18 protein-coding genes are annotated in these 19756 nt (G+C 70.2%); 12 read left to right on the top strand and 6 right to left on the bottom strand.

Going from position 1 to position 19756, the window contains the following annotated elements:
* The first annotated feature begins 17 nt into the window (after window positions 1–17).
* The 3 genes from Q5696_RS04565 to Q5696_RS04555 all read left to right on the top strand — a co-directional run bounded on the left by Q5696_RS04565 (window position 18) and on the right by Q5696_RS04555 (window position 2671).
* The gene (locus Q5696_RS04565) at window positions 18–179 is read left to right on the top strand and encodes a hypothetical protein (protein WP_305094031.1); all 162 of its coding nucleotides are present in this window, start codon (window positions 18–20) and stop codon (window positions 177–179) included.
* 152 nt (window positions 180–331) lie between these two features.
* Entirely contained in the window at window positions 332–1990 is a 1659-nt protein-coding gene (locus tag Q5696_RS04560) for a DNA repair helicase XPB (RefSeq protein WP_305094030.1), read from the top strand.
* Between the two features lie 12 nt (window positions 1991–2002).
* A complete protein-coding gene (locus tag Q5696_RS04555) occupies window positions 2003–2671 on the top strand; it encodes a DUF3239 domain-containing protein (protein WP_305094029.1) in 669 nt (222 codons plus the stop codon).
* Between the two features lie 9 nt (window positions 2672–2680).
* On the opposite strand, the gene Q5696_RS04550 is transcribed toward Q5696_RS04555, so the two are convergent.
* Window positions 2681–2863, bottom strand: coding sequence for a hypothetical protein (locus Q5696_RS04550; protein ID WP_305094028.1), 183 nt, complete (start codon window positions 2861–2863; stop codon window positions 2681–2683).
* A 107-nt stretch (window positions 2864–2970) separates the two neighbouring features.
* Window positions 2971–4230: an MCE family protein gene (locus Q5696_RS04545; RefSeq protein ID WP_305095130.1), complete on the bottom strand. Its 1260-nt coding sequence runs from the start codon at window positions 4228–4230 to the stop codon at window positions 2971–2973.
* 153 nt (window positions 4231–4383) lie between these two features.
* Between Q5696_RS04545 and Q5696_RS04540 the strand changes: the two genes are divergently transcribed.
* Window positions 4384–5307 carry a sigma-70 family RNA polymerase sigma factor gene (locus Q5696_RS04540; protein WP_305094027.1) on the top strand — a complete coding sequence of 308 codons (924 nt, stop codon included), beginning with the start codon at window positions 4384–4386 and terminating at the stop codon, window positions 5305–5307.
* Here the strand turns inward: Q5696_RS04540 and Q5696_RS04535 are convergent.
* Entirely contained in the window at window positions 5279–5869 is a 591-nt protein-coding gene (locus tag Q5696_RS04535) for a carboxymuconolactone decarboxylase family protein (protein ID WP_305094026.1), read from the bottom strand. The genes Q5696_RS04540 and Q5696_RS04535 overlap by 29 nt on opposite strands.
* Window positions 5870–5991: 122 nt before the next feature.
* Between Q5696_RS04535 and Q5696_RS04530 the strand changes: the two genes are divergently transcribed.
* Together Q5696_RS04530 and Q5696_RS04525 are read left to right on the top strand one after the other, a co-directional pair.
* Window positions 5992–7176 carry a pyridoxal phosphate-dependent aminotransferase gene (locus tag Q5696_RS04530; protein WP_305094025.1) on the top strand — a complete coding sequence of 395 codons (1185 nt, stop codon included), beginning with the start codon at window positions 5992–5994 and terminating at the stop codon, window positions 7174–7176.
* Window positions 7173–8189 (top strand): AraC family transcriptional regulator, encoded by a 1017-nt coding sequence (locus Q5696_RS04525; RefSeq protein WP_305094024.1) that lies wholly within the window; start codon window positions 7173–7175, stop codon window positions 8187–8189. Before Q5696_RS04530 ends, Q5696_RS04525 begins: the two co-directional genes overlap by 4 nt.
* Window positions 8190–8216: 27 nt before the next feature.
* Here the strand turns inward: Q5696_RS04525 and Q5696_RS04520 are convergent, their stop codons facing one another.
* From Q5696_RS04520 to Q5696_RS04510, 3 genes are all read right to left on the bottom strand, one after another.
* Window positions 8217–8642 (bottom strand): VOC family protein, encoded by a 426-nt coding sequence (locus Q5696_RS04520; protein ID WP_305094023.1) that lies wholly within the window; start codon window positions 8640–8642, stop codon window positions 8217–8219.
* Between the two features lie 179 nt (window positions 8643–8821).
* Complete coding sequence (locus Q5696_RS04515; RefSeq protein ID WP_305094022.1) at window positions 8822–10063, bottom strand: NAD(P)/FAD-dependent oxidoreductase; 1242 nt, start codon at window positions 10061–10063, stop codon at window positions 8822–8824.
* Window positions 10060–11499, bottom strand: a complete 1440-nt coding sequence (locus Q5696_RS04510; protein WP_305094021.1) for an amino acid permease — start codon at window positions 11497–11499, stop codon at window positions 10060–10062. The genes Q5696_RS04515 and Q5696_RS04510 overlap by 4 nt, the downstream gene beginning before the upstream one ends.
* A 187-nt stretch (window positions 11500–11686) precedes the next feature.
* Between Q5696_RS04510 and Q5696_RS04505 the strand changes: the two genes are divergently transcribed.
* From Q5696_RS04505 to Q5696_RS04480, 6 genes are all read left to right on the top strand, one after another.
* Window positions 11687–12280, top strand: a complete 594-nt coding sequence (locus tag Q5696_RS04505) for a TetR/AcrR family transcriptional regulator (RefSeq protein ID WP_305094020.1) — start codon at window positions 11687–11689, stop codon at window positions 12278–12280.
* Between the two features lie 120 nt (window positions 12281–12400).
* Window positions 12401–13624 carry a glutamate dehydrogenase gene (locus Q5696_RS04500; RefSeq protein ID WP_305094019.1) on the top strand — a complete coding sequence of 408 codons (1224 nt, stop codon included), beginning with the start codon at window positions 12401–12403 and terminating at the stop codon, window positions 13622–13624.
* A gap of 54 nt (window positions 13625–13678) precedes the next feature.
* Entirely contained in the window at window positions 13679–15271 is a 1593-nt protein-coding gene (locus Q5696_RS04495; protein WP_305094018.1) for a thiamine pyrophosphate-binding protein, read from the top strand.
* 64 nt (window positions 15272–15335) lie between these two features.
* Window positions 15336–17408: an acetate--CoA ligase family protein gene (locus Q5696_RS04490; RefSeq protein WP_305094017.1), complete on the top strand. Its 2073-nt coding sequence runs from the start codon at window positions 15336–15338 to the stop codon at window positions 17406–17408.
* A gap of 57 nt (window positions 17409–17465) precedes the next feature.
* Window positions 17466–18272 (top strand): SDR family oxidoreductase, encoded by an 807-nt coding sequence (locus Q5696_RS04485; protein ID WP_305094016.1) that lies wholly within the window; start codon window positions 17466–17468, stop codon window positions 18270–18272.
* Between the two features lie 44 nt (window positions 18273–18316).
* On the top strand, window positions 18317–19744 hold the full coding sequence (locus Q5696_RS04480; RefSeq protein WP_305094015.1) for an aldehyde dehydrogenase family protein: 1428 nt from the start codon (window positions 18317–18319) through the stop codon (window positions 19742–19744).
* Window positions 19745–19756: the final 12 nt, after the last annotated feature.

The following is a 19756-nucleotide window of genomic DNA, read 5'->3' as shown; positions in this document are numbered from 1 at the left end:
ATGACAAGGACCCGACTGTGAAGAGGACCCTGCTCGCACTGGACCGAATTCAGGCGAGACTGGAAAACGAACTCGACACCACCGTTGGACTCACCGAACGGGAAGTCGGTTATCGCGCCGGAATTTCCGAGGCGCTGATGCAGGTGATGGACACCAAGAAGTCCCTCGCCCCCCGCTGACTCGATCGTGAAGGATCCCCGTCCGCCACGTACGGGGATCCTTCACGGTCGTTCCACCACGCCCGGGCCGTGGTGACCGTCGGCGACGCCACGTGGCGGTACCTCGCCGCGGTCTGGACAATGGTCTGGTTACCGTCTGCGAGGAGGCACACGTGACCGACGGCCCGTTGATCGTCCAGTCCGACAAGACTTTGCTGCTCGAGGTGGATCACGAGCGTGCGAACGACGCACGGCAGGCGATCGCACCGTTCGCGGAACTGGAGCGCGCCCCGGAACACGTGCACACGTATCGGATCACCCCGCTCGCGCTGTGGAATGCGCGCGCCGCCGGGCACGACGCCGAGCAGGTGGTCGATGCGCTGGTGAACTTCTCCCGCTTCGCGGTGCCGCAGCCGCTGTTGGTCGACATCGTCGACACGATGGCCCGGTACGGCCGGCTGCAGCTGGTGAAGAGCCCGGTGCACGGGCTGACACTGGTGAGCCTGGATCGTGCGGTGCTCACCGAGGTGATGCGCCACAAGAAGATCGCCCCGATGCTGGGCGCGAAGATCGACGACGACACCGTGATCGTGCACCCGTCCGAGCGCGGGCACCTCAAGCAGATGCTGCTCAAGATCGGCTGGCCGGCCGAGGATCTCGCCGGCTACGTCGACGGCGAGGCCCACCCCATCGACCTCGCGTTCGAGGAGGGCCACTGGCAGCTGCGCGACTATCAGGAGATGGCGGCCGACTCGTTCTGGGCCGGCGGCTCCGGTGTCGTCGTGCTGCCGTGTGGCGCCGGCAAGACGATGGTGGGCGCCGCGGCGATGGCCAAGGCGAAGGCGACGACGCTGATCCTGGTCACCAACACCGTCGCCGGCCGGCAGTGGAAGCGGGAGCTGATCGCCCGCACCTCGCTCACCGAGGAGGAGATCGGCGAGTACTCGGGCGAGAAGAAGGAGATCCGCCCGGTCACCATCGCCACCTATCAGGTGATCACCCGCAAGTCGAAGGGCGAGTACAAGCACCTCGAGCTGTTCGATTCCCGCGACTGGGGCCTGGTGATCTACGACGAGGTGCACCTGCTGCCCGCGCCGGTGTTCCGGATGACCGCCGACCTGCAGTCCCGGCGCCGCCTCGGTCTGACCGCGACGCTGGTCCGGGAGGACGGCCGTGAGGGCGACGTGTTCTCGCTGATCGGGCCCAAGCGGTACGACGCGCCGTGGAAGGACATCGAGGCGCAGGGCTGGATCGCGCCCGCCGACTGTGTCGAGGTGCGGGTGACGCTCACCGACGCCGAGCGGATGGCGTACGCGACGGCCGAGCCGGACGAACGCTACAAGCTGTGCTCGACGGCGCGCACCAAGCACGCCGTGGTGAAGTCGATCCTCGACAGGCATCCGGACGCTCCGACGCTGGTGATCGGCGCCTACCTCGATCAACTCGAGGAGCTGGGGGCCGAGCTGGACGCGCCGGTGATCCAGGGTTCCACGCGGAACAAGGAACGTGAGGCCCTGTTCGACCGGTTCCGGTCCGGGGAGATCCGAACACTCGTGGTGAGCAAGGTCGCGAACTTCTCGATCGACCTGCCGGAGGCGTCGGTGGCGGTGCAGGTGTCGGGCACGTTCGGGTCCCGGCAGGAGGAGGCGCAGCGGTTGGGCCGACTCCTGCGTCCCAAGCACGACGGCGGTCAGGCACACTTCTATTCGGTGGTCGCTCGGGACACGCTCGACGCCGAGTACGCCGCCCACCGTCAACGCTTCCTCGCCGAGCAGGGCTACGCGTACCGGATCACGGACGCCGACGACCTGCTCGGTCCGACCATCGGATAGGACATCTCACCCGTGCGACGTTTCGAGTTCCCCGTCGACAAGCACCACGCCAAATCCGTCAACGAGACGTTCTCCGACATCCGCCGGCTGCAGTGGTCGGCGGGCCTGATGGCCGTTCTCCTCGGCGGCGGTGCGGCGTGGCTGTTCGTCCTGGGGCAGCCGTGGTCGTACATCCTCGGCGTGGTGCTCGCGGTGTGCGCGCTGACGTCGCTGTTCATGGTCGTGTGGACGCCCCGCAAGGTGGGGAGCCTCGAGGACCTGTACGCACAGGGCGATCTGGTCCCGGCCGTCGTCGCGGAGGTCCGCCCACGCGGCTACACGCTGCTCGCCCTGGTCGACATCGCCAAGTCCGACGCGGGCGGCCCGCGTTACGCGCTGGCGACGAGGGCGGTGCGGGCGCTCCCGGGCAAGGCGTACCGGGTCGGTGCCAAGGTTCCGTCGGTGGCGGTGCTGGGGGACCGCACGTCCCGGTCCAACGGTGAGACCTGGCAGATGGTGAGTTTCATGCCGATCTCGTGGGGTACCCGTGACAGCACGGTTCTCACGAAGGCCACGGCGCAGATCGGTGACGTCGAGTGGGCCCTGCTGAAAAAGAAGATCGCGACATCGGAGCAGGTGCGCACAGCGGACCAGCAGTTCGTGCTCCTCGACCCGTCCGAGTTGCCCGGCGAGCTCCGCTGACGGAACCGGTCAGATCAGCACTGCCGCGAGGCCGACACCACCTGCGGTGATCAATCCGATCGTCACCGCGAGGCTCGCCGAGCCCATGAGTACGAATGCCGCGAACGCCGGCACCGCCGCTGCCATGACCATCAGTGTGACCCACCAGAGCAGCAAGCTCAGGGGCTTCGACCCGGTCGCACGGAGTTCCATGGGTGACCTCCTGTCATAGGGGTCGTCCCAGTCTCGCGCAGTCGCGCCGATTTCGCAGGAAACCGCCGAACTGCGCCCGCATCGACCGCTGTGTCGCGATCGCCGGGTCACGCCGGCGGGACGACACCCATCAGCGCCGCGAGTTGCGTTGCAATCGGGTTGAGGTTCAACGAATCCGGCGCCCGCTTGGGGGTGTCGTCCCACGGCTGCGGGATCGACGGGTCGGCGAGGACGGCGCGTTCGGCGCTGCGCACTCCGGTGGGGCTGCCCTGCGGGGCGAGGCAGCGGACGTCGGTGGAGAACGGAAAGTCGTCACGACTGTCGTCGAAATCCGGGTTGTTCCTGCGCATTTCGTCGAGCGTGCGGTACGTGCTCTCGTAGCCGATCGTGCACGGCGCGGGATTGTTGGTTTCCAGGACGAGACCGAAGTGGATGGTGCCGTCACCGGGGGCAACGGCGCGCGCCGCCACCGGAAGCGCAGGCAGCAGCTGCAATCCGGTCTGCAGGAACGCTTCTCGCCCCGGGGCGAGCGACGTCAACTGCCGCACGTTCGTCAGGACTGTCGTGAGGTCGGCGCCGCTGTCGCGTACGAGCGCACCGACCGCGTCGGTCGTGTCCCCGCCGGTGCCGATCAGCCGGCGCACGTCCGGGTCGCTCGACCGCAGCTGTGCGGCGAGCGTGTCGAGGTCGGCGCTGAACGATCGGATCGCCGACGACTGCCCGGACTGACTGTCGAGGACGGTGCGACCGTCGGAGATCAGGTCGAGGGTCTGCGGCAACGCGTCCGCGGCGTCGCGGGTGAGGGCGCCGAGCGAGTCGACGACGATCCGCAGATTGTCGCCCTGACCGTCGAAGGCCGCACCGAGTTCGGTGACGGCGGTGTGCAGGTCGTCGGTCGGTACCGACCGGGCGAGGGCGTCGACCGATGCGATCAGGTCTTCGACGGGCGTCGGAACGGCGGTGTCGTCGCGGTCGATCACGGCGCCGTCGACGAGGTGGGGGCCGTCGCCGGTGTCCCCCGTCGGGGGCTGCAGGTCCACGTACTGTTCGCCGATCGCGGACCGGTTGGCGACCACTGCGGCCGCCGATGCCGGGACGCGGGGTGCGTCGTCGTCGAGCAGTAGTTCCACTCGGACGCCGTCGGCGGTCAGTTCCAGGTCGCCGACCCGTCCCACCGGCACACCCCGGTAGGTGACCTCGGCATTGGAGAAGATGCCGCCGGACGCGGCCAGGTCGACGTAGACGCGGTAGTGGCCGAACCCCATGAGGTGGTCGAGCCGGGCGTAGCGTGCCCCGACGAACACGACACTGACGATGCCGAGGATCAGGAAGGCCACGAGCTGCCACTTGGCCAGCTTGGACACCATGTTCACGCCGCCGGGTCTCCGTCCTGCCGATGTCCGGGCGGCCGGTCAGCACTGTCCGTTACCGCGAATCACATCAATGTGAGCAGCGTAACAAAGGGAACAAACGTCCATTCGGCACCCCCTCCCCTGCCGGGCCGGTCGTAGGATCGCGTCATGGGAACGGCGACGCTCGTGGACTCGTTCGAGGAACACCGGCGGCATCTCCTGTCGGCCGCCTACCGGCTCACCGGCAGCGTGTCCGACGCCGAGGACGCTGTGCAGGAGGCGTGGTTGCGACTCGCCGACACCGACACCACCGCAATCCGTGATCTGCGGGCGTGGCTGACGACGGTCGTCGGACGGATCTGCCTGGACCGGCTGCGGTCCGCCACAGCGCGCCGGGAGACGTACGTCGGGCAGTGGCTGCCCGAGCCGATCGTCACGGACCTGACGCCGTCCCGCACCCCGGATCCACTGGATTTCGTTGTTCTGCAAGAGGACAGCCGCATGGCGGCGATGGTGGTGCTGGACACGCTCACCCCCGACCAGCGGGTGGCGTTCGTTCTGCACGACGGCTTCTCGGTGCCGTTCGGGGAGATCGCCGAGATCCTGGACCTGAGCGTCCCGGCCGCCCGGCAGCTCGCGTCGCGGGCCCGCCGGGCCGTGGCCGACGCTCCCCCGCCGACGTCGGAGGCCGAGCACGACGAGGCCGTGGGCCGGTTGATGGCGGCACTCGCGAGCGGCGACCTCGACGCCGTGGTCGCGGCGCTGCATCCGGATGCGGTGACGATCGGCGACGCGAACGGCACCGCCCGGACCGCCGTCAACGTCGTCACCGGCGCCGACCGTTCGGCCCGGTTCTTCATCGGCCTGGCCCGCAAGTACGGACTCGACGCTCTGCTGTCGGCCACCCCGGTACTCGTCAACGGCCGACTCGGGTTCCTCGGTGACGGTTCCCCCGGCGACGGTACCCACCCCGGTTTTCCGCGGCGGGTCACCGCCTTCACCGTCCGCGACGGCCGCGTGTGGGCCGCCTACGACATCGTGAATCCCGAAAAGCTCGGCGGTGTCAGGGTTTCCGCGCCTCCTCCTCCGTAGCCCAGGGCACGCGGCACGCATCACCGGAGTTGAATCCCTGGCCGTGGATGCCGAGCGCCGAGTTCATCCGGGCGCGCATGTTCTCGAGGCCGATCTGGTAGGTCAGTTCGACGACACCGTCGCGGCCGAATCGGCGTTCGAGGTCGGCGACCTGGTCGTCGGTCGCGGCGGTGGGGGTCTCGGTCATCGCGTCGGCGTAGGCGATCGCGGCGCGTTCGTCGTCGCTGTACAGCTCCGAGGTCTCGTACTCGCCGATGTGCTGCAGTCGATCGATGTCGAGGCCCTCGAGCCGTTGCAGCATGGTGCCGAAGTCGACGCACCACGAGCAGCCGACGGTCCATGCGACCCGGTAGACGGCGATGTCACGGACGTTCGGCGGCAGCACCGTCGACGCCTTCTGGGCGCCCATCTCGTGGCCGGCGGACACGAGGAACAGTTTCCGGTGGTTGGCGAGGACCGCGAACGGTTCGGGCACCTCACCGTACTGCCGTTCGGTGTACCGGTAGGCGGCTTTGATCAGGGGGCCGGCCTCGTGCGGTGCAACTGCGTGGATACGAGCCATGACGTCCTCCGTCCGGTGTCGGCGCGCCGGTCGCGCGCCGTCTGTCCTGTGGACGACGCAGGGCCCGGGAACGTGACACGGCCCGGTTCCCGCGACCCGGATGCCGTCGCTACGCTGGACAAATGCCCCACGATTCGCGCTCCCGGACCGTCTCGCGGCTGCGGCCGTTCACGTCCACGATCTTCGCCGAGATGACGGCGCTCGCCACCGAGCACGACGCGATCAATCTGGGTCAGGGTTTTCCCGACACCGACGGGCCGGCGTCGATGCTCGAGGTGGCGCAGCATGCGATCGCCGACGGCCTCAACCAGTATCCGCCCGGGCCGGGGATGCCGGTGCTGCGTCGGGCGATCGCGGCCGATCGGGCGCGGCGGTACGGGATCGTCCACGATCCCGACCGTGAGGTGCTGGTGACCGTGGGGGCGACGGAGGCGATCAGTGCCGCGATCCTCGGGCTGGTGGAGCCGGGTGACGAGGTGGTGCTGGTCGAGCCCTACTACGACTCGTACGCGGCATCCGTCGCGCTCGCCGGCGCGGTGCGCCGGTCGGTGCCGCTGGTGCGGGACGGCGACCGGTACGCGCTCGATCTCGATGCACTGCGGGCCGCGGTCACGCCGCGGACCCGGATGCTCGTGGTGAACTCGCCGCACAATCCGACGGGCACGGTCTTCACCGATGCGGAACTGCGGGCGGTGGCCGAGTTGGCGTGCGAGCGGGATCTGCTGGTGCTCAGCGACGAGGTGTACGAGCATCTGCTGTTCGACGGCCGCACCCACACACCGATGGCGTCGTTGCCGGGCATGTACGAGCGCACCGTGACCGTGTCGAGTGCCGCCAAGACGTTCAATGTGACGGGGTGGAAGACCGGATGGGCGTGCGGTCCCGCGGATCTCGTCGATGCGGTCCGGGCGGCGAAGCAGTTCATGTCGTTCGTGGCCGGTGGCCCGTTCCAGCCCGCGGTCGCCCATGCGCTCGAGCACGAGCAGGACTGGGTGCTCGGCATGCGCAACGCGTTGCAGCGCAAGCGGGATCTGCTTGCCGATGCTCTGCGCGACGCCGGTTTCGGGGTGTATTCCGGTGGCGGAACGTACTTCCTGTGCGCCGACATCACGACACTCGGCACCTCCGACGGCGTGGCGTTCTGCCGGACGCTCCCCGAGCGGATCGGGGTGGCCGCTGTGCCGGTCAGCGTGTTCACCGATCGTCCGGGGCAGTGGAATCATCTGGTGCGCTTCGCGTTCTGCAAGCGTGACGCGGTGCTCGACGAGGCGGCTCGGCGGTTGCGGCGGCTCGGGGCGTCGGGATGAGTTCGGCGACGATCCCGTCGGATTTCCTGAGGCGGGCACGGCATCTCGCAGAGGCGGCCGGTATCGATCCGACGTCCGTCCTGGTGGCGTCGGGCATCGACGCCGCGGCGCTCGACGACCCGCGCGGCCGGCTGACCACGAACCAGGTCACGTCGTTCGTGCAGGCCGTGTGGCAGCGCACCGGTGACGAACTGTTCGGGCTGGGTGCGGATCCGGTGCCGCGGGGCACGTTCCGGCTGATCTGCCTGACACTGATCCACTGTCCGGATCTCGGGAGTGCCCTCGAACGGATGGCGGACGTGACGCGTGTCCTGCCGGTCCCTCCGCTCACCCTCGTCCCCGGTGACACGTCGGTGCGGCTCGAGGTGCGGGCCGACGTGCGCGGCGACGATCACTCGCCCGAGTTCGCCGACGAGGCGTTCCGGCTCGTCACCGACTTCGAATTGCTCCTGCTGCACCGGTTCGCCGCGTGGCTCGTCGGCCGCCGCGTGAAACCGAGGTCGGTGTCGATGCCCTATCCGGAGCCGGATCGCCGGGTCGCGAAGCACTACGACGCCATCTTCGGGGTGCCGGTCACGTTCGGTGCGCCGGTGGCCTCCCTGGAGTTCGAGAACGCGATCCTGCGCGCGCCGCTCGTCCAGGACGAGGACAGCCTCGCCGACTATCTCCGCGAATCACCGAACCTTCTGCTGTCCGAACGTGATTACGACAGCACGGCGACATCGCAGGTCCGTCGGATCCTGGAGGCGGGGGTGCGCGGACGCACCAGTACCGCCGACGAGATCGCCGAGATGCTGTCGATCAGTGCCGCGCACCTCCGGCGTCTGCTGCGCCAGGAGGGCACTTCTCTGGGGCATCTGCGCGAGGAGGTGCTGAGCGATGCCGCGGTCGCCGCACTGCGCCGCGGCGAACCCGTGGACGAGCTCTCGGCCCGGCTGGGTTTCTCCGAGCCCAGCGCATTCCGGCGCGCGTTCAAACGATGGACCGGCGCGACTCCCGGGACGTACCGCTAGACCGCGACCGTCGCGCCGGCCGGGCCGTCAGGACACACAGAATTCGTTGCCCTCGGGGTCGGTCATCGTGATCCACGTGCTCGGCCCCACCTGGCCGCGGTGCAGGATCGCCGCCCCGGAGCGAACCAGTTCGTCGGCCACCTCCTCGCGGCGGTCGCCGACCCGGATGTCGAAGTGCAGGCGGTTCTTCACCGTCTTGCCCTCCGGAACGAGCTGGAACAGCACCCGCGGCCGCTCCGGGCGGTCGGGGTCGCTGATCGCCGCACCCTCGCGCCACACCAGGACGCCGTCGAACATCGTCGTGTCCTCCTCCCTGGCGTGCCCGGCCGCGACGAGACCGCGGATGAACTGTTCGTCGCTGGGTTCCACCCGCCAGCCCAGGGTCTGCGCCCACCAGGCGGCCTGCCGGTGCGGATCGTTCGAGTCGATGGTGATCTGAATGTCGTATCCCATGGGCCGACGCTACGACGCCCCACCGACAAGATCGGGGCGGCTGCCGTGCGAGCCGGACGACCCGAGCGATCCGGCGGGGTCGAGCGAGCCCGGCGAACCTGCCGTCTCCGGGGCCACCGTGTTCGTACATCTTCCGACTGCCCGCAATTACGGAAAAGGCCGGCGCCGGGCACCTTTCGTCACCGCAGCGGATCGAATCCCGCGAGCTCGTACGGCACGGCGCCGGTGCATATTTCCTGCGCCAGCAGTCGGCCGGTGGCGGGGCCGAGTGTCATGCCTTCCATGCCGTGGCCGCCGGCGACGAACACGCGCGGCGACATCGTCCGGCCGATCAGTGGCAGGCCGTCCGCGGTGCAGGGCCGGGATCCCACCCATTCGTCGCGGCGGTCGTCCAGGTCCACGTCCCGGAGGTACGGGCGGACGGATGCGACGACGGCCTCGATCCGGCGCGGGTCCAGAGGTGCATCGTGGGGGCGGAACTCCATCATCCCGGCGATCCGCAGGTGGCCGCCCAGGGGTGTGCAGACCACCGATCCGGACGGGAAGTACAGCGGCCCGGACGGCATCGGGTCGGCCGGGACGGCGAAGCTGTAGCCGCGGCCGGCACGCACCTGCGCCCGGACGCCGAATGCCGCGGCCAGCGAGGTCAGGGTCGCACCGTTCGCGAGCACGACCGCATCGAACTCCTCGTCGAAGCCGTCGCCGACGACCGCGACGCGATCCGCACGGTCCCGGACCGCAGCGATCTCGGCGCCGCCCTTCACCAGTCCGCCGCGCTCGGCGACGGACTCGGCGAGGGCCGCGACGAACGCCGGCGGATCGAGGTACCGCTGTCCGCCGAGGTGCAGTGCGGCCCGGATGTTCTCGGACAGGATCGGGGCCGTCTCCCGCGCCTGTGCCACGGTCAGTGGTTCGATCGTCACGGGCTGCCCCGTGGCGGCGAGTTCGCGGCCCTCGGCGAGCAGGGCCTGCGGCGCGTCGGGGTCGGTGTAGCCGACGACGAACGGATCGGCCTCGCGGACGACCGCGTCGACACCGCCGTCGACCAGGGCGTCGAACGCGTCGAGGGCGAGTCGGTTGATACCGACCAGTTTCCGCATTCCGGCTTGCCATCGACCGCGAGTGCTGTTGCGCGCGAACCGGATCAGGAATCGGGTCAGGTCCACGTCGGCGGCGAGCGGCACGTACAGCGGCGACGACGGCCGGAACAGCTGACGGAGGCCGTGGGCGAGCATCGAGGGTTCGGGCAGCGGGGTGCTCAGGGTGGGGGTGATCCAGCCGGCGTTGCCCCACGAGGCGCCGGCGCCCGGACCGGTCCGGTCGAGCACCGTGACCTCGACGCCGCACTCCTGCAGGAACCAGGCGGTGGAGAGGCCGACCACGCCGGCCCCGACGACGCCGACCCGGCGCGGTGCCGTCATCGGACCGCCTGCCGACGACCGGCCACGACGCGGTGGACGACGTAGCAGACGGGCACCATGCCCAGGCCGAGGATCAGCGACAGCCGCTGCGTCGAATCGAAGGCCATCGCGACGAACACCGCGATGTTCATGACGATGACGAGGACGGGGGTGATCGGGAACATCGGGGCCGAGTACGGCAGGTCGGACACGTTCCCGCCGTCGCGGACGTACTGACGCCGGAAGCGGTACTGCGACCAGGCGATCGTCATCCAGCTGAGGGCCCCGCCGATGCCGCTGACGGAGATGAGGAAGACGAACAGGGTGTCCGCGGCGACGACGCTCGACAGCAGGGAGAAGAGCCCGAAGGCGAGGGTGACGATCAGTGCGACGAGCGGAATGCCCCGCTTCGTGGTCTGCCCGAAGGCCTTCGGCGCGGACTGTTCCTTCGAGAGCGACCACAGGATGCGGGTGCACATGTACAGGCCGGTGTTGCCGACCGAGAGGATCGCGACGAGGACGACGAAGTTCATCAGGCTCGCCGAGTACGGGATGCCGATGGCGTCGAACACGGTGACGAACGGGCTCTGGTCCAGGCCCACCGCGTCCCACGGAATCAGGCCGACGAGGATGACGATCGCGCCGAGGTACAGGAACACGAGCCGGAACACGACGGTCTTGACGGCACGCGGGACGGCCTTGCCGGGGTCCTTGGTCTCGCCGGCGGCGACGCCCATGACCTCCGAGCCCATGAACGTGTAGACGACGGTCATCATCGCGGCGCACACGGCCCCGATGCTGGTGGGAAAGAATCCGCCGTCGGCGGTGAAGTTCGACAGCATCGGCGCGGATTCGCCGTCCATGCCGATGATTCCGAACATGGCCAGGCCGCCGAGGACGATGAACAGGGTCACGGCCAGCACCTTGATGCCGGCGAGCACGTATTCGGTCTCCGCGAAGGAGCGGGCAGTGAAGCAGTTGACGAGGAACAGCACGACGATGAACACGGCGGACCAGATCCACGTCGGCGTGTCCGGGAACCAGTACCGCATGACGATGCCGGCGGACAGGAATTCCAGTCCGATGAAGCTGGCCCAGCTGATCCAGTAGATCCAGCCGATGGTGAATCCGGTTCCCGGACCGATGTACCTGGTCGCGTGGGCCTGGAACGATCCGGACACCGGCATGACGACGGAGAGTTCTCCGAGGCAGACCATCGTCAGGTAGAGCAGGAAGCCGCCGACGAGGTAGGCGACGATGGTGCCGCCGGGTCCGGCCTGGCCGATCACCTGACCGGTGCCGAGGAACAGTCCGGTACCGATCACGCCGGCGAGGGTGATCATGAACAGGTGCCGGCTGGTCATCACCCGTTTCAGACAGGCGGGTTCGGGACCGTCGTCGGTGATGCTCACGGCAGGTAACTCGGCTGGGGAATCAGTGGTCATTGCATCGCTCACGGTGGACGCTCCTCGATGATTCGTGGCTTCGGCATCGGTCGCTGCTCTCGGCGCGAGTGGAACCACGCGGGCAACTGACTAGCCGCTCAGTCAGCTTCATCAGAGTGCGGTGTGCATCACATTCTTGTCAAGCCTCAACCTATGTCACATGCCTCCGATACCGGAGGTCACAAGTACGATCACTGCCGTGTCACGTGTGAAGAAGGATGCAGCGATCCGGCGTGAGGACATCCTCAACGCGACCCTCGCCGCGATCGAAGACCAGGGCATCGACCGGATCCGGGGCGCCGATCTCGCCAAGCGCGTCGGCGTGAGCACGGGGCTGATCTTCTATCACTTCGACAATCTCGAGAACCTGATCGTCTCGGCATTCCGCTTCGGCGCGAGTCGCGACATGGACCACCTCCGGGCCGTGCTCGAGTCCACCGACGGCGACTCCGCGACCCGTCTGCGCGCGGTCCTGCACGAGTACGGCCCCACCGGCACGGCCTTCGGCTGGCGACTGTGGATCGAGTCCTGGTCGGCGAGCCTGCGCAACCCGGAGCTGCGCAAGGTCGTCCAGACTCTCGACACCGGCTGGCGCGACGTACTGATCGACCTCATCGAGGAGGGCACCCGAACCGGCGAGTTCCACTGCCCCGACCCGGCCGCGGCAGCCTGGCGGATAACGTCCCTGCTCGACGGGCTGACCGTCCAGCAGGTCGTGTTCGACGACGCCGTCACCTCCGAACAGGTGGCCGACTGGATGGAACTGACCCTGTCCCGCGAGCTCGGCATCTGACCCACCGGCCGCCGGCCCGCACCTGCCACGGTCAGGCAGTTCGACGGAACTCTTGACCGGGTGAGTGATCCACGCCATACTGACTGAGCACTCAGTAAGAGACGGAAGTCAGGAGCTCCCATGTCGATGACCCTCCCGAACGCGATCGGCGCAAGCGGCGACCAGCAGGACGACGGCGCCTTCTACGAGGCCGTCTGGCGGGACACCGAGAGCGACGCGACCGGCTACCTCGTCATCGACCGGCTCGTGCGCGGCGTCTCGTCCGGCGGACTGCGCATGCGCGCCGGTTGCACGCTCGACGAGGTGCGCGGTCTCGCCCGCGGCATGACCCTCAAGGAAGCGATCCACTACGAGCCCGGCGCCGCGTACGTCCCGCTCGGTGGCGCCAAGGGCGGCATCGACTTCGACCCCTACCACCCCGATGCCGACGGCGTGCTCGCCCGCTTCCTCGCCGCAATGGGCCCGATGATCGAGAAGCGCTGGACGATGGGCGAGGACTTCGGTGTCCAGCAGACCACCGTCGATCGGCTCCTCCCGGAGCTCGGCATCGACAGCTCGATCCAGGCCGCCTACCAGGTGGTGACGGATCCCGAGGCTGCGGAACTGCGCATGAAGACCGCGTTCTCGAGCGAGGTCGGTGGCGTCCGGCTCGACGAACTCGTCGGCGGGTACGGCGTGGCGCAGTCGGCACTCGCCGCGATGCAGCGACGCGGGCTGGTCCCGTCCGAGTCGAGTGCGGTGATCCAAGGATTCGGGTCGATGGGCGGCGCGACCGCCCGCTATCTCGCCGAGGCCGGCGTCCGCATCGTCGGCATCGTCGACGTCGAGGGTGTGGTGTTCAACGAGCAGGGCCTCGACGTCGAGGAGCTGCTGCGCACCCGCAGCGCCAAGGGCAACGTCGACCGCGCCGCCCTGCGCCCCGAGGACACGCAGCTGCCGTCGTCCGACTGGCTGGGACTCGACGCCGACGTGCTCGTGCCCGCAGCCATCTCCTACTGCATCACCGCCGAGAACCAGGCACAGATCCGCGCCCAGATCATCGCCGAGGCCGCCAACATGCCCGTCACCCCCGAGGCGGAGGCCCTGCTGACCGCCCGCGGTGTCGAGGTGTCCCCCGACTTCGTCGCCAACTCGGCGACCAACGCCTGGTGGTGGTGGGTGTTCTTCGGCGACGTCGACGGCACCCCGCAGCAGTCGTTCCGCAAGATCGCCGACCGCATGCAGGCGCTGAGCCGCGAGATGTTCGACCGCGCCGACGAGACGGGCGGCAGTCTGCGCGAGGCCGCGTTCGCTCTCGCCTCGCAGCGCCTGAACACCATCACCGCCACGTTCCCGACCTACTGATCCGCCCCGGGTCTCCGCCACCCGAGAACACCCGCCCCTGAGAAAGTGAAGTGAATGATGTCCCGACCACTCGTCAACGGTGGACAGGCGCTCGTCGACGCATTGGCCGCCCACGATGTCGACACGATCTTCGGTATCCCCGGAACGCACAACCTCGCGATCTATTCGGCGTTGAAGGACTCGAGCATCCGGCACGTCTCGCCCCGCCACGAGCAGGGCGGCGGCTACGCGGCCGACGGGTACGCGCGGGTGAGCGGCCGGCCCGGCGTGTGCGTGACCACCACCGGCCCCGCGATCCTCAACGCGGCGACGGCGGCCGCGCAGGCCTACTCCGACTCGATCCCCGTGCTGTTCGTCGCACCGGGCATGCCGCTGGGACATCCGGGCGGCTACAACGGGCTGCTGCACGAGGTGAAGAGCCAGTTCGACGCGATGAGCGCCGTCGTCGGGCACGCGCAGCGCGTCGCCAGCGTCGCGGAGATCCCGCACGCCGTCGCCCAGTGCTTCGCGGCCATGACGAGCGGGCGACCGCGTCCCGCGTACCTCGAGATCCCACTGGATCTGCTCGACCACGAGGCCGCGGTCGTGATCGAACGTCCCGTCGTACCGGCGACGGTGACGCCCGCGACGTCCCAGCTGGACGCGGCCGCGGAACTGCTCCGTACGGCGCAGCGGCCGCTCGTGATCGCCGGGGGCGGCTGCAGTGCCGCCGCCGACGAGCTGCGCGCGTTCGCCGAGGCACTCGGGTCGCCCGTCGTCACGTCGACGAACGGCAAGGGCGTCCTCCCCGAGGACCACGCGCTGTCGCTGGGCGCCGGCGTGCAGCACCGGTCGCTGCTCGAGCTCGTGCGGGAGTGCGACGTCGTGGTCGCCGTCGGCACCGAGCTGTCGCCGGCCGACTGGTGGTGGGGCCCGATTCCGGAGTCGACGCTGATCCGGATCGACGTCGACCCGCTGTCGATCGCGACGAACGCGCAGCCCACGGTGGGCATCGTCGGCGACTCCGCCGACGTGCTCGCGACCCTGACCAAACGCCTGCCGGCACCGGCCGGAACGGGTGCCGAGCGGACCGCGCAGTGGCGGGTCCGGCTGGGCGACGACGCCCGCGCGGAGGGAGCCCGGTATCTCGGGCTGTGCGAGTCACTGGCCGCGGTCCTGGGCCGGGACGCCGTGATCGCGGCGGACAGCGCGATGGCCTGCTACTACGGCCTGCTGTCGAATCTTCCACTGCACCAGCCGCGTTCGTTCCTCTACCCGGCGGGCCTGGGCACGCTCGGGTACGGGCTGCCGGCGGCGATCGGCGCCAAGCTCGGGGCACCGGAGCGGCCCGTCGTGGCGGTCCTCGGGGACGGCGGCGTGATGTTCACGGTGGCCGAGCTCGCATCGGCCGCCGAGGCGGGACTGGCCCTGCCGGTCGTGATCGTCGACAACGGCGGCTACGGCGAGATCCGCAACGAGATGGTCGATCGGGACGGTCGCGTCCACGCCGTCGACCTCCTCACCCCCGATTTCCCCGCGCTGGCCCGGGCGCTCGGATGCCACGGGGTGGCGGCCGACTCCTACGCGGCGGTCGGTCCCGCGGTGCGGGACGCGCTCGCCGCGGACCGGCCGACCCTCATCCATGTGCGGGAACCCGCCGCCGTCTGACGGACCGGGTCCACCCGTCGGCTCGAAACTGACTAATTAGGCAGTCAATGAAGGACAGGACGCCATGACTCAGAGTCCCCCGCTCGCCGCCCCTGTCGAGCACCCGCACCCGACCCGCGCACCGCGTCCGGACGTGTTCCGTGATCCCGCCTCGGTCGCCGTCGTCGGCGCGAGCGCGGATCCCGGAAAATGGGGATACTGGCTCGCCCGGGGCGCGTTGACCGGACGCGACCGGCGCGACGTGTACCTCGTCAACCGGGCCGGCGGCACCCTGCAGGACGCCCCCGCGCACCGGTCCCTGACCGAGCTGCCCGCAGTGCCCGAACTCGTCGCCCTGTGCGTGCCGCCCGCCGCCGTCGAGGCGGTCGTCGACGAGGCGCTCGCCCTGGGTGTGCGCGGATTCCTCGGCATCACCGCCGGGGTTCCCGACGAGGCCGCGATCGCCGACCGGATCCGGGCGGCGGGTGCCCGCCTGGTCGGCATGAACAGCCTCGGACTCGTCGACACCTCCACCGACCTGCAACTGGCCTGGGGCAACTTCACGGCCGGCCACATCGCGATCGTCTCGCAGAGCGGCCAGCTCGGCTCCGAGATCGCAGGCCTGGCGGCGCGGGCCGGAATGGGGGTCTCGCGGTTCGTCTCGATCGGCAACCAGACCGACGTGACCGCCGCGGAACTGCTCGACGTCCTCGTCGACGACGACCGGACCCGGGTCGTGGCCCTCTACCTCGAGAGCTTCGCCGGGGGCACCGACCTGATCCGTGCCGTGACCCGGCTACGCGAGGCCGGCAAGTTCACGCTGCTGCTCACCGTCGGCGACTCGGCCGCCAGCACGCGGCTCGCCCGCTCGCACACCGGGTCGATGACGTCGGCCCTCGACGTCGTCGACGCCGCGGCGCGGGCCGCGGGCGCGATCCGGGTCCACACGCCCGCCCAGATCGTGCAGGTCGCCCGGCTGCTCACGTCGTCCGCCCTCCCCACCGGGCCGCGCCTCGCGATCGTCGGGGACAGCGGCGGGCAGACCGGTATCGCCGCCGACGTGGCATCCCGCGCGGGCCTCGACGTCGTCGAGTTCTCGGCGCCGACGGTGTCCCGGCTCGCCGGGCTCCTGCCCGCCGGTGCCGCGTGCGCCAACCCGGTCGATCTGGCGGGTGCCGGCGAGCAGGACCTCACGAACTATCTGACGCTCGTGTCGGAGCTGCTCGCATCCGACGAGACCGACTCCGTCCTGCTCACAGGCTATTTCGGCAGCTACGCGGTCGACAATCCGGGACTCGCCGGACACGAGGCCGCCCTGGTCGGGCAGATGGCGGCAGCGGCCCGCGCGGCCCGCAAGCCGCTGCTCGTCCATTCGATGGTCGCGGCCGGGTCCACCATCGAGGCGATGCGCGAGCACGGCCTGCCCGCCTACCCGAGCATCGAGACCGCGGTGGACTCGATCGCGGCGGCCACCCGGCTCGCGACGCCGCCCCGCCCGCTCACGGTCCCGCCCGCGTCGGATGTCGCGCTCCTCGGCTCCGGATACCGTGCGGCGCAAGAGTTCCTGCGTCCCTCGGGAGTACGGTTCCCGGCCGGCCGGACGGTGCGGTCCGAGGTCGAGCTCACGGCGGCCCTGACCGAACTCACCCCGCCCTACGTGCTCAAGGCGTCCTGGCTCGAGCACAAGAGCGAGGCCGGTGGCGTGCAGATCCGCCTCGCGGACGCCGGTGCGGTGCACGACGCCTTCGCCGACATGCACGCCCGGCTCGGCGACGGCGACTACGTCGTCGAGGAGATGGACGGACGGCCCGACGTCGTCGAAGTGATCCTCGGCGTCCGGCGGGACCCCGACATGGGCCCGGTCGTCCTGGTCGGCGCGGGCGGCACCGAGGCCGAGCTGTACCGCGACGTCACGATCGAGATGGCCCCGGTGGATCCCGACACCGCGCACGCCATGCTGCGCCGGCTCGTCAGCCGTCCCCTGCTGCTCGGCTGGCGGGGACGCCCCGCCGTCGACGTCGACGCGCTCGTCGACCTGATCGTCGCGGTGTCCGAGCGCGCGGTGTCGGCACCCGACGTCGCCGAGGTGGAGATCAATCCCCTGCGGGTAGGGCCGGACGGGGTGCTCGCCGTCGACGCCCTGGTGATCCCCCGCTAGCGGCCGCCCGCCGCAGTCGAACCCGAAACCTGCTGCCACACAAGGAGAACAATCACCATGACCGCACCTGACATCCGCAACGAGTTCGCCGACCGTGTCGCCGTCGTCACCGGCGGGGGCTCCGGTATCGGCCGGTCGATCGCGGTCCGGTACGCGGCCGCGGGCGGCACCGTCGCCGTCGTCGGCCGCCGCGAGGAGCCGCTCGCGGAGACCGTCCGCCTCGTCGAGGCCGCGGGCGGCAAGGGCGTGGCCCTGACGTGCGACGTCCGGGACGCGGCCGCCGTCGAGGACGTCGTCGACGGTGTCGTCGACCGGTTCGGTCGCCTGGACGTGCTCGTCAACAACGCCGCCGGCAACTTCGTCGTGCCCGGCGAGAATCTGTCACCGAACGGCTGGAAGGCCGTCATCGACATCGTCCTGAACGGCACCTTCCACGGCACCCGCGCCGCGTCGAAGCACATGCTCGCCGCCGGCCGCGGCGCGATCCTCAACACCATCGCCACCTATGCGTGGCACGGCCACCCGGGCACCGTGCACAGCGCGGCGGCCAAGGCCGGTGTCGTCGCGATGACCCGCACCCTCGCCGTCGAGTGGGCGGCCCGCGGCGTCCGCCTGAACTGCATCGCCCCCGGCCCCACCGAGACCGAGGGTGCGGGAGCCGCGTTGTGGCCGAACGACGAGGCCCGTGCCCGGGTCCTCGCGAGCGTCCCCGCCGCCCGGTTCACCACACCCGACGAGGTCGCCGAGTCGGCCGCGTTCCTGCTCTCCGATCGCGCGGCCTACGTCACCGGGGAGGTGCTCGTCGTCGACGGCGGCCAGTGGCTCGGCAAGGCGATCTACACCGACCCGGAATCCGGGCAGTGACCGGGGTCGTCACCCATCCGTCCACACCTCGAGGAGGACATCGCATGACCACGACACAGACCCTGTGGCGTTCGACCGCCCTGATCGGCGGGCGATGGATCAAATGCACCCGAACCTCCGACGTCGCGAATCCCGCGACCGGCCGGGTCGTCGGCCGGGCCGGGGTCGCGACACCCGACGACGCGGACGCCGCCGTTGCGGCAGCGGTCGAGGCGGGCCGGGTCTGGGGCCGCAGCTCGGCGCAGGAACGGTCGGCCACGCTCGCACAGCTGGCGGACCGGTTGCGGGCCCGCCGCGACGACCTGGTCGCGGCCACCGTCGCGGAGGTCGGCGCGCCGGTGGTCGTCGCCGAGGAGTCCCACATCGATCTGGCGATCGAGATCATCGACTCGTTCGCGCGGATCGCCGCGTCGACACCGCTGCGGGAACGGGTGGGCCACACGACGACGGTGCGCCGCCCGGCCGGTGTCGTCGCGTGCATCACGCCGTGGAACTACCCCGTCTACCAGCTCGCCGCCAAGGTCGGTGCGGCGCTCGCGGCCGGCTGCACCGTCGTGGTCAAGCCGGCCGAGCTGACCCCGCTCGGCACGTACCTGTTCTGCGATGCCGTCCTGGAGACGGATCTGCCGGCGGGCGCGGTGAACCTGGTGCCCGGACGCGGGTCGGTCCTCGGGCCGGCCCTGATCGAGCACCCCGACGTGGCCGTGGTGTCGTTCACGGGGTCGACGGCCGTCGGTCGCCTGGTCGGCGCGCAGGCCGGCCGGCTGATCAAGCGGGCCTGCCTGGAGCTCGGCGGCAAGTCGGCGTCCGTCGTGCTCGACGACGCGGACCTGCGGGCGGCCGTGACCGGGACGGTGTCGTCGGCGATGCTCAACAGCGGCCAGACGTGCAGCGCCTGGACCCGGCTGCTGGTCCCCCGGGACCGGTACGAGGAGGCGGTGGCGTTGGCCGCGGAGTGCGCCGACGCGCTCGTCGTCGGGGATCCGACGTCCCGGGACACCGATCTCGGGCCGCTCGTGTCGGAGGCCCAGCTGTCGACGGTCCGCGCCATGGTGGACGCCGCGGTCGCACGCGGTGCCCGGGTCGCGGCCGGGGGCACCGCGCCGATTCCCGGTCTCGGGGAGGGCTTCTACCACCGCCCGACAGTGCTCGCCGACCTCGACCGTGATGATCCGATCACCCGCGACGAGGTGTTCGGGCCGGTGCTGGTCGTCGAACCGCACGACGGGGACGACGACGCCGTCCGGCTCGCCAACGCCACCGAGTACGGGCTGGCCGGCGCGGTGTGGTCGGGCGACGAGGACCGCGCGGTCGACGTGGCGCTGCGGATGGACACCGGCCAGGTGGACGTCAACGGTGCCCCGTTCAATCCGCTCGCCCCGTTCGGCGGGTGGAAGGCCTCCGGGCTGGGCCGGGAACTGGGCTCGGTCGGATTCGACGAGTGCATCGAGTGGACGGCGGTGCAGGTATGACGCACTGATCCC

The organism is Prescottella sp. R16 (assembly GCF_030656875.1).
Classification (GTDB): domain Bacteria; phylum Actinomycetota; class Actinomycetes; order Mycobacteriales; family Mycobacteriaceae; genus Prescottella.
Note: the sequence above shows the minus strand (reverse complement) of the source record. Positions and strands in the feature narration are given on the sequence as shown.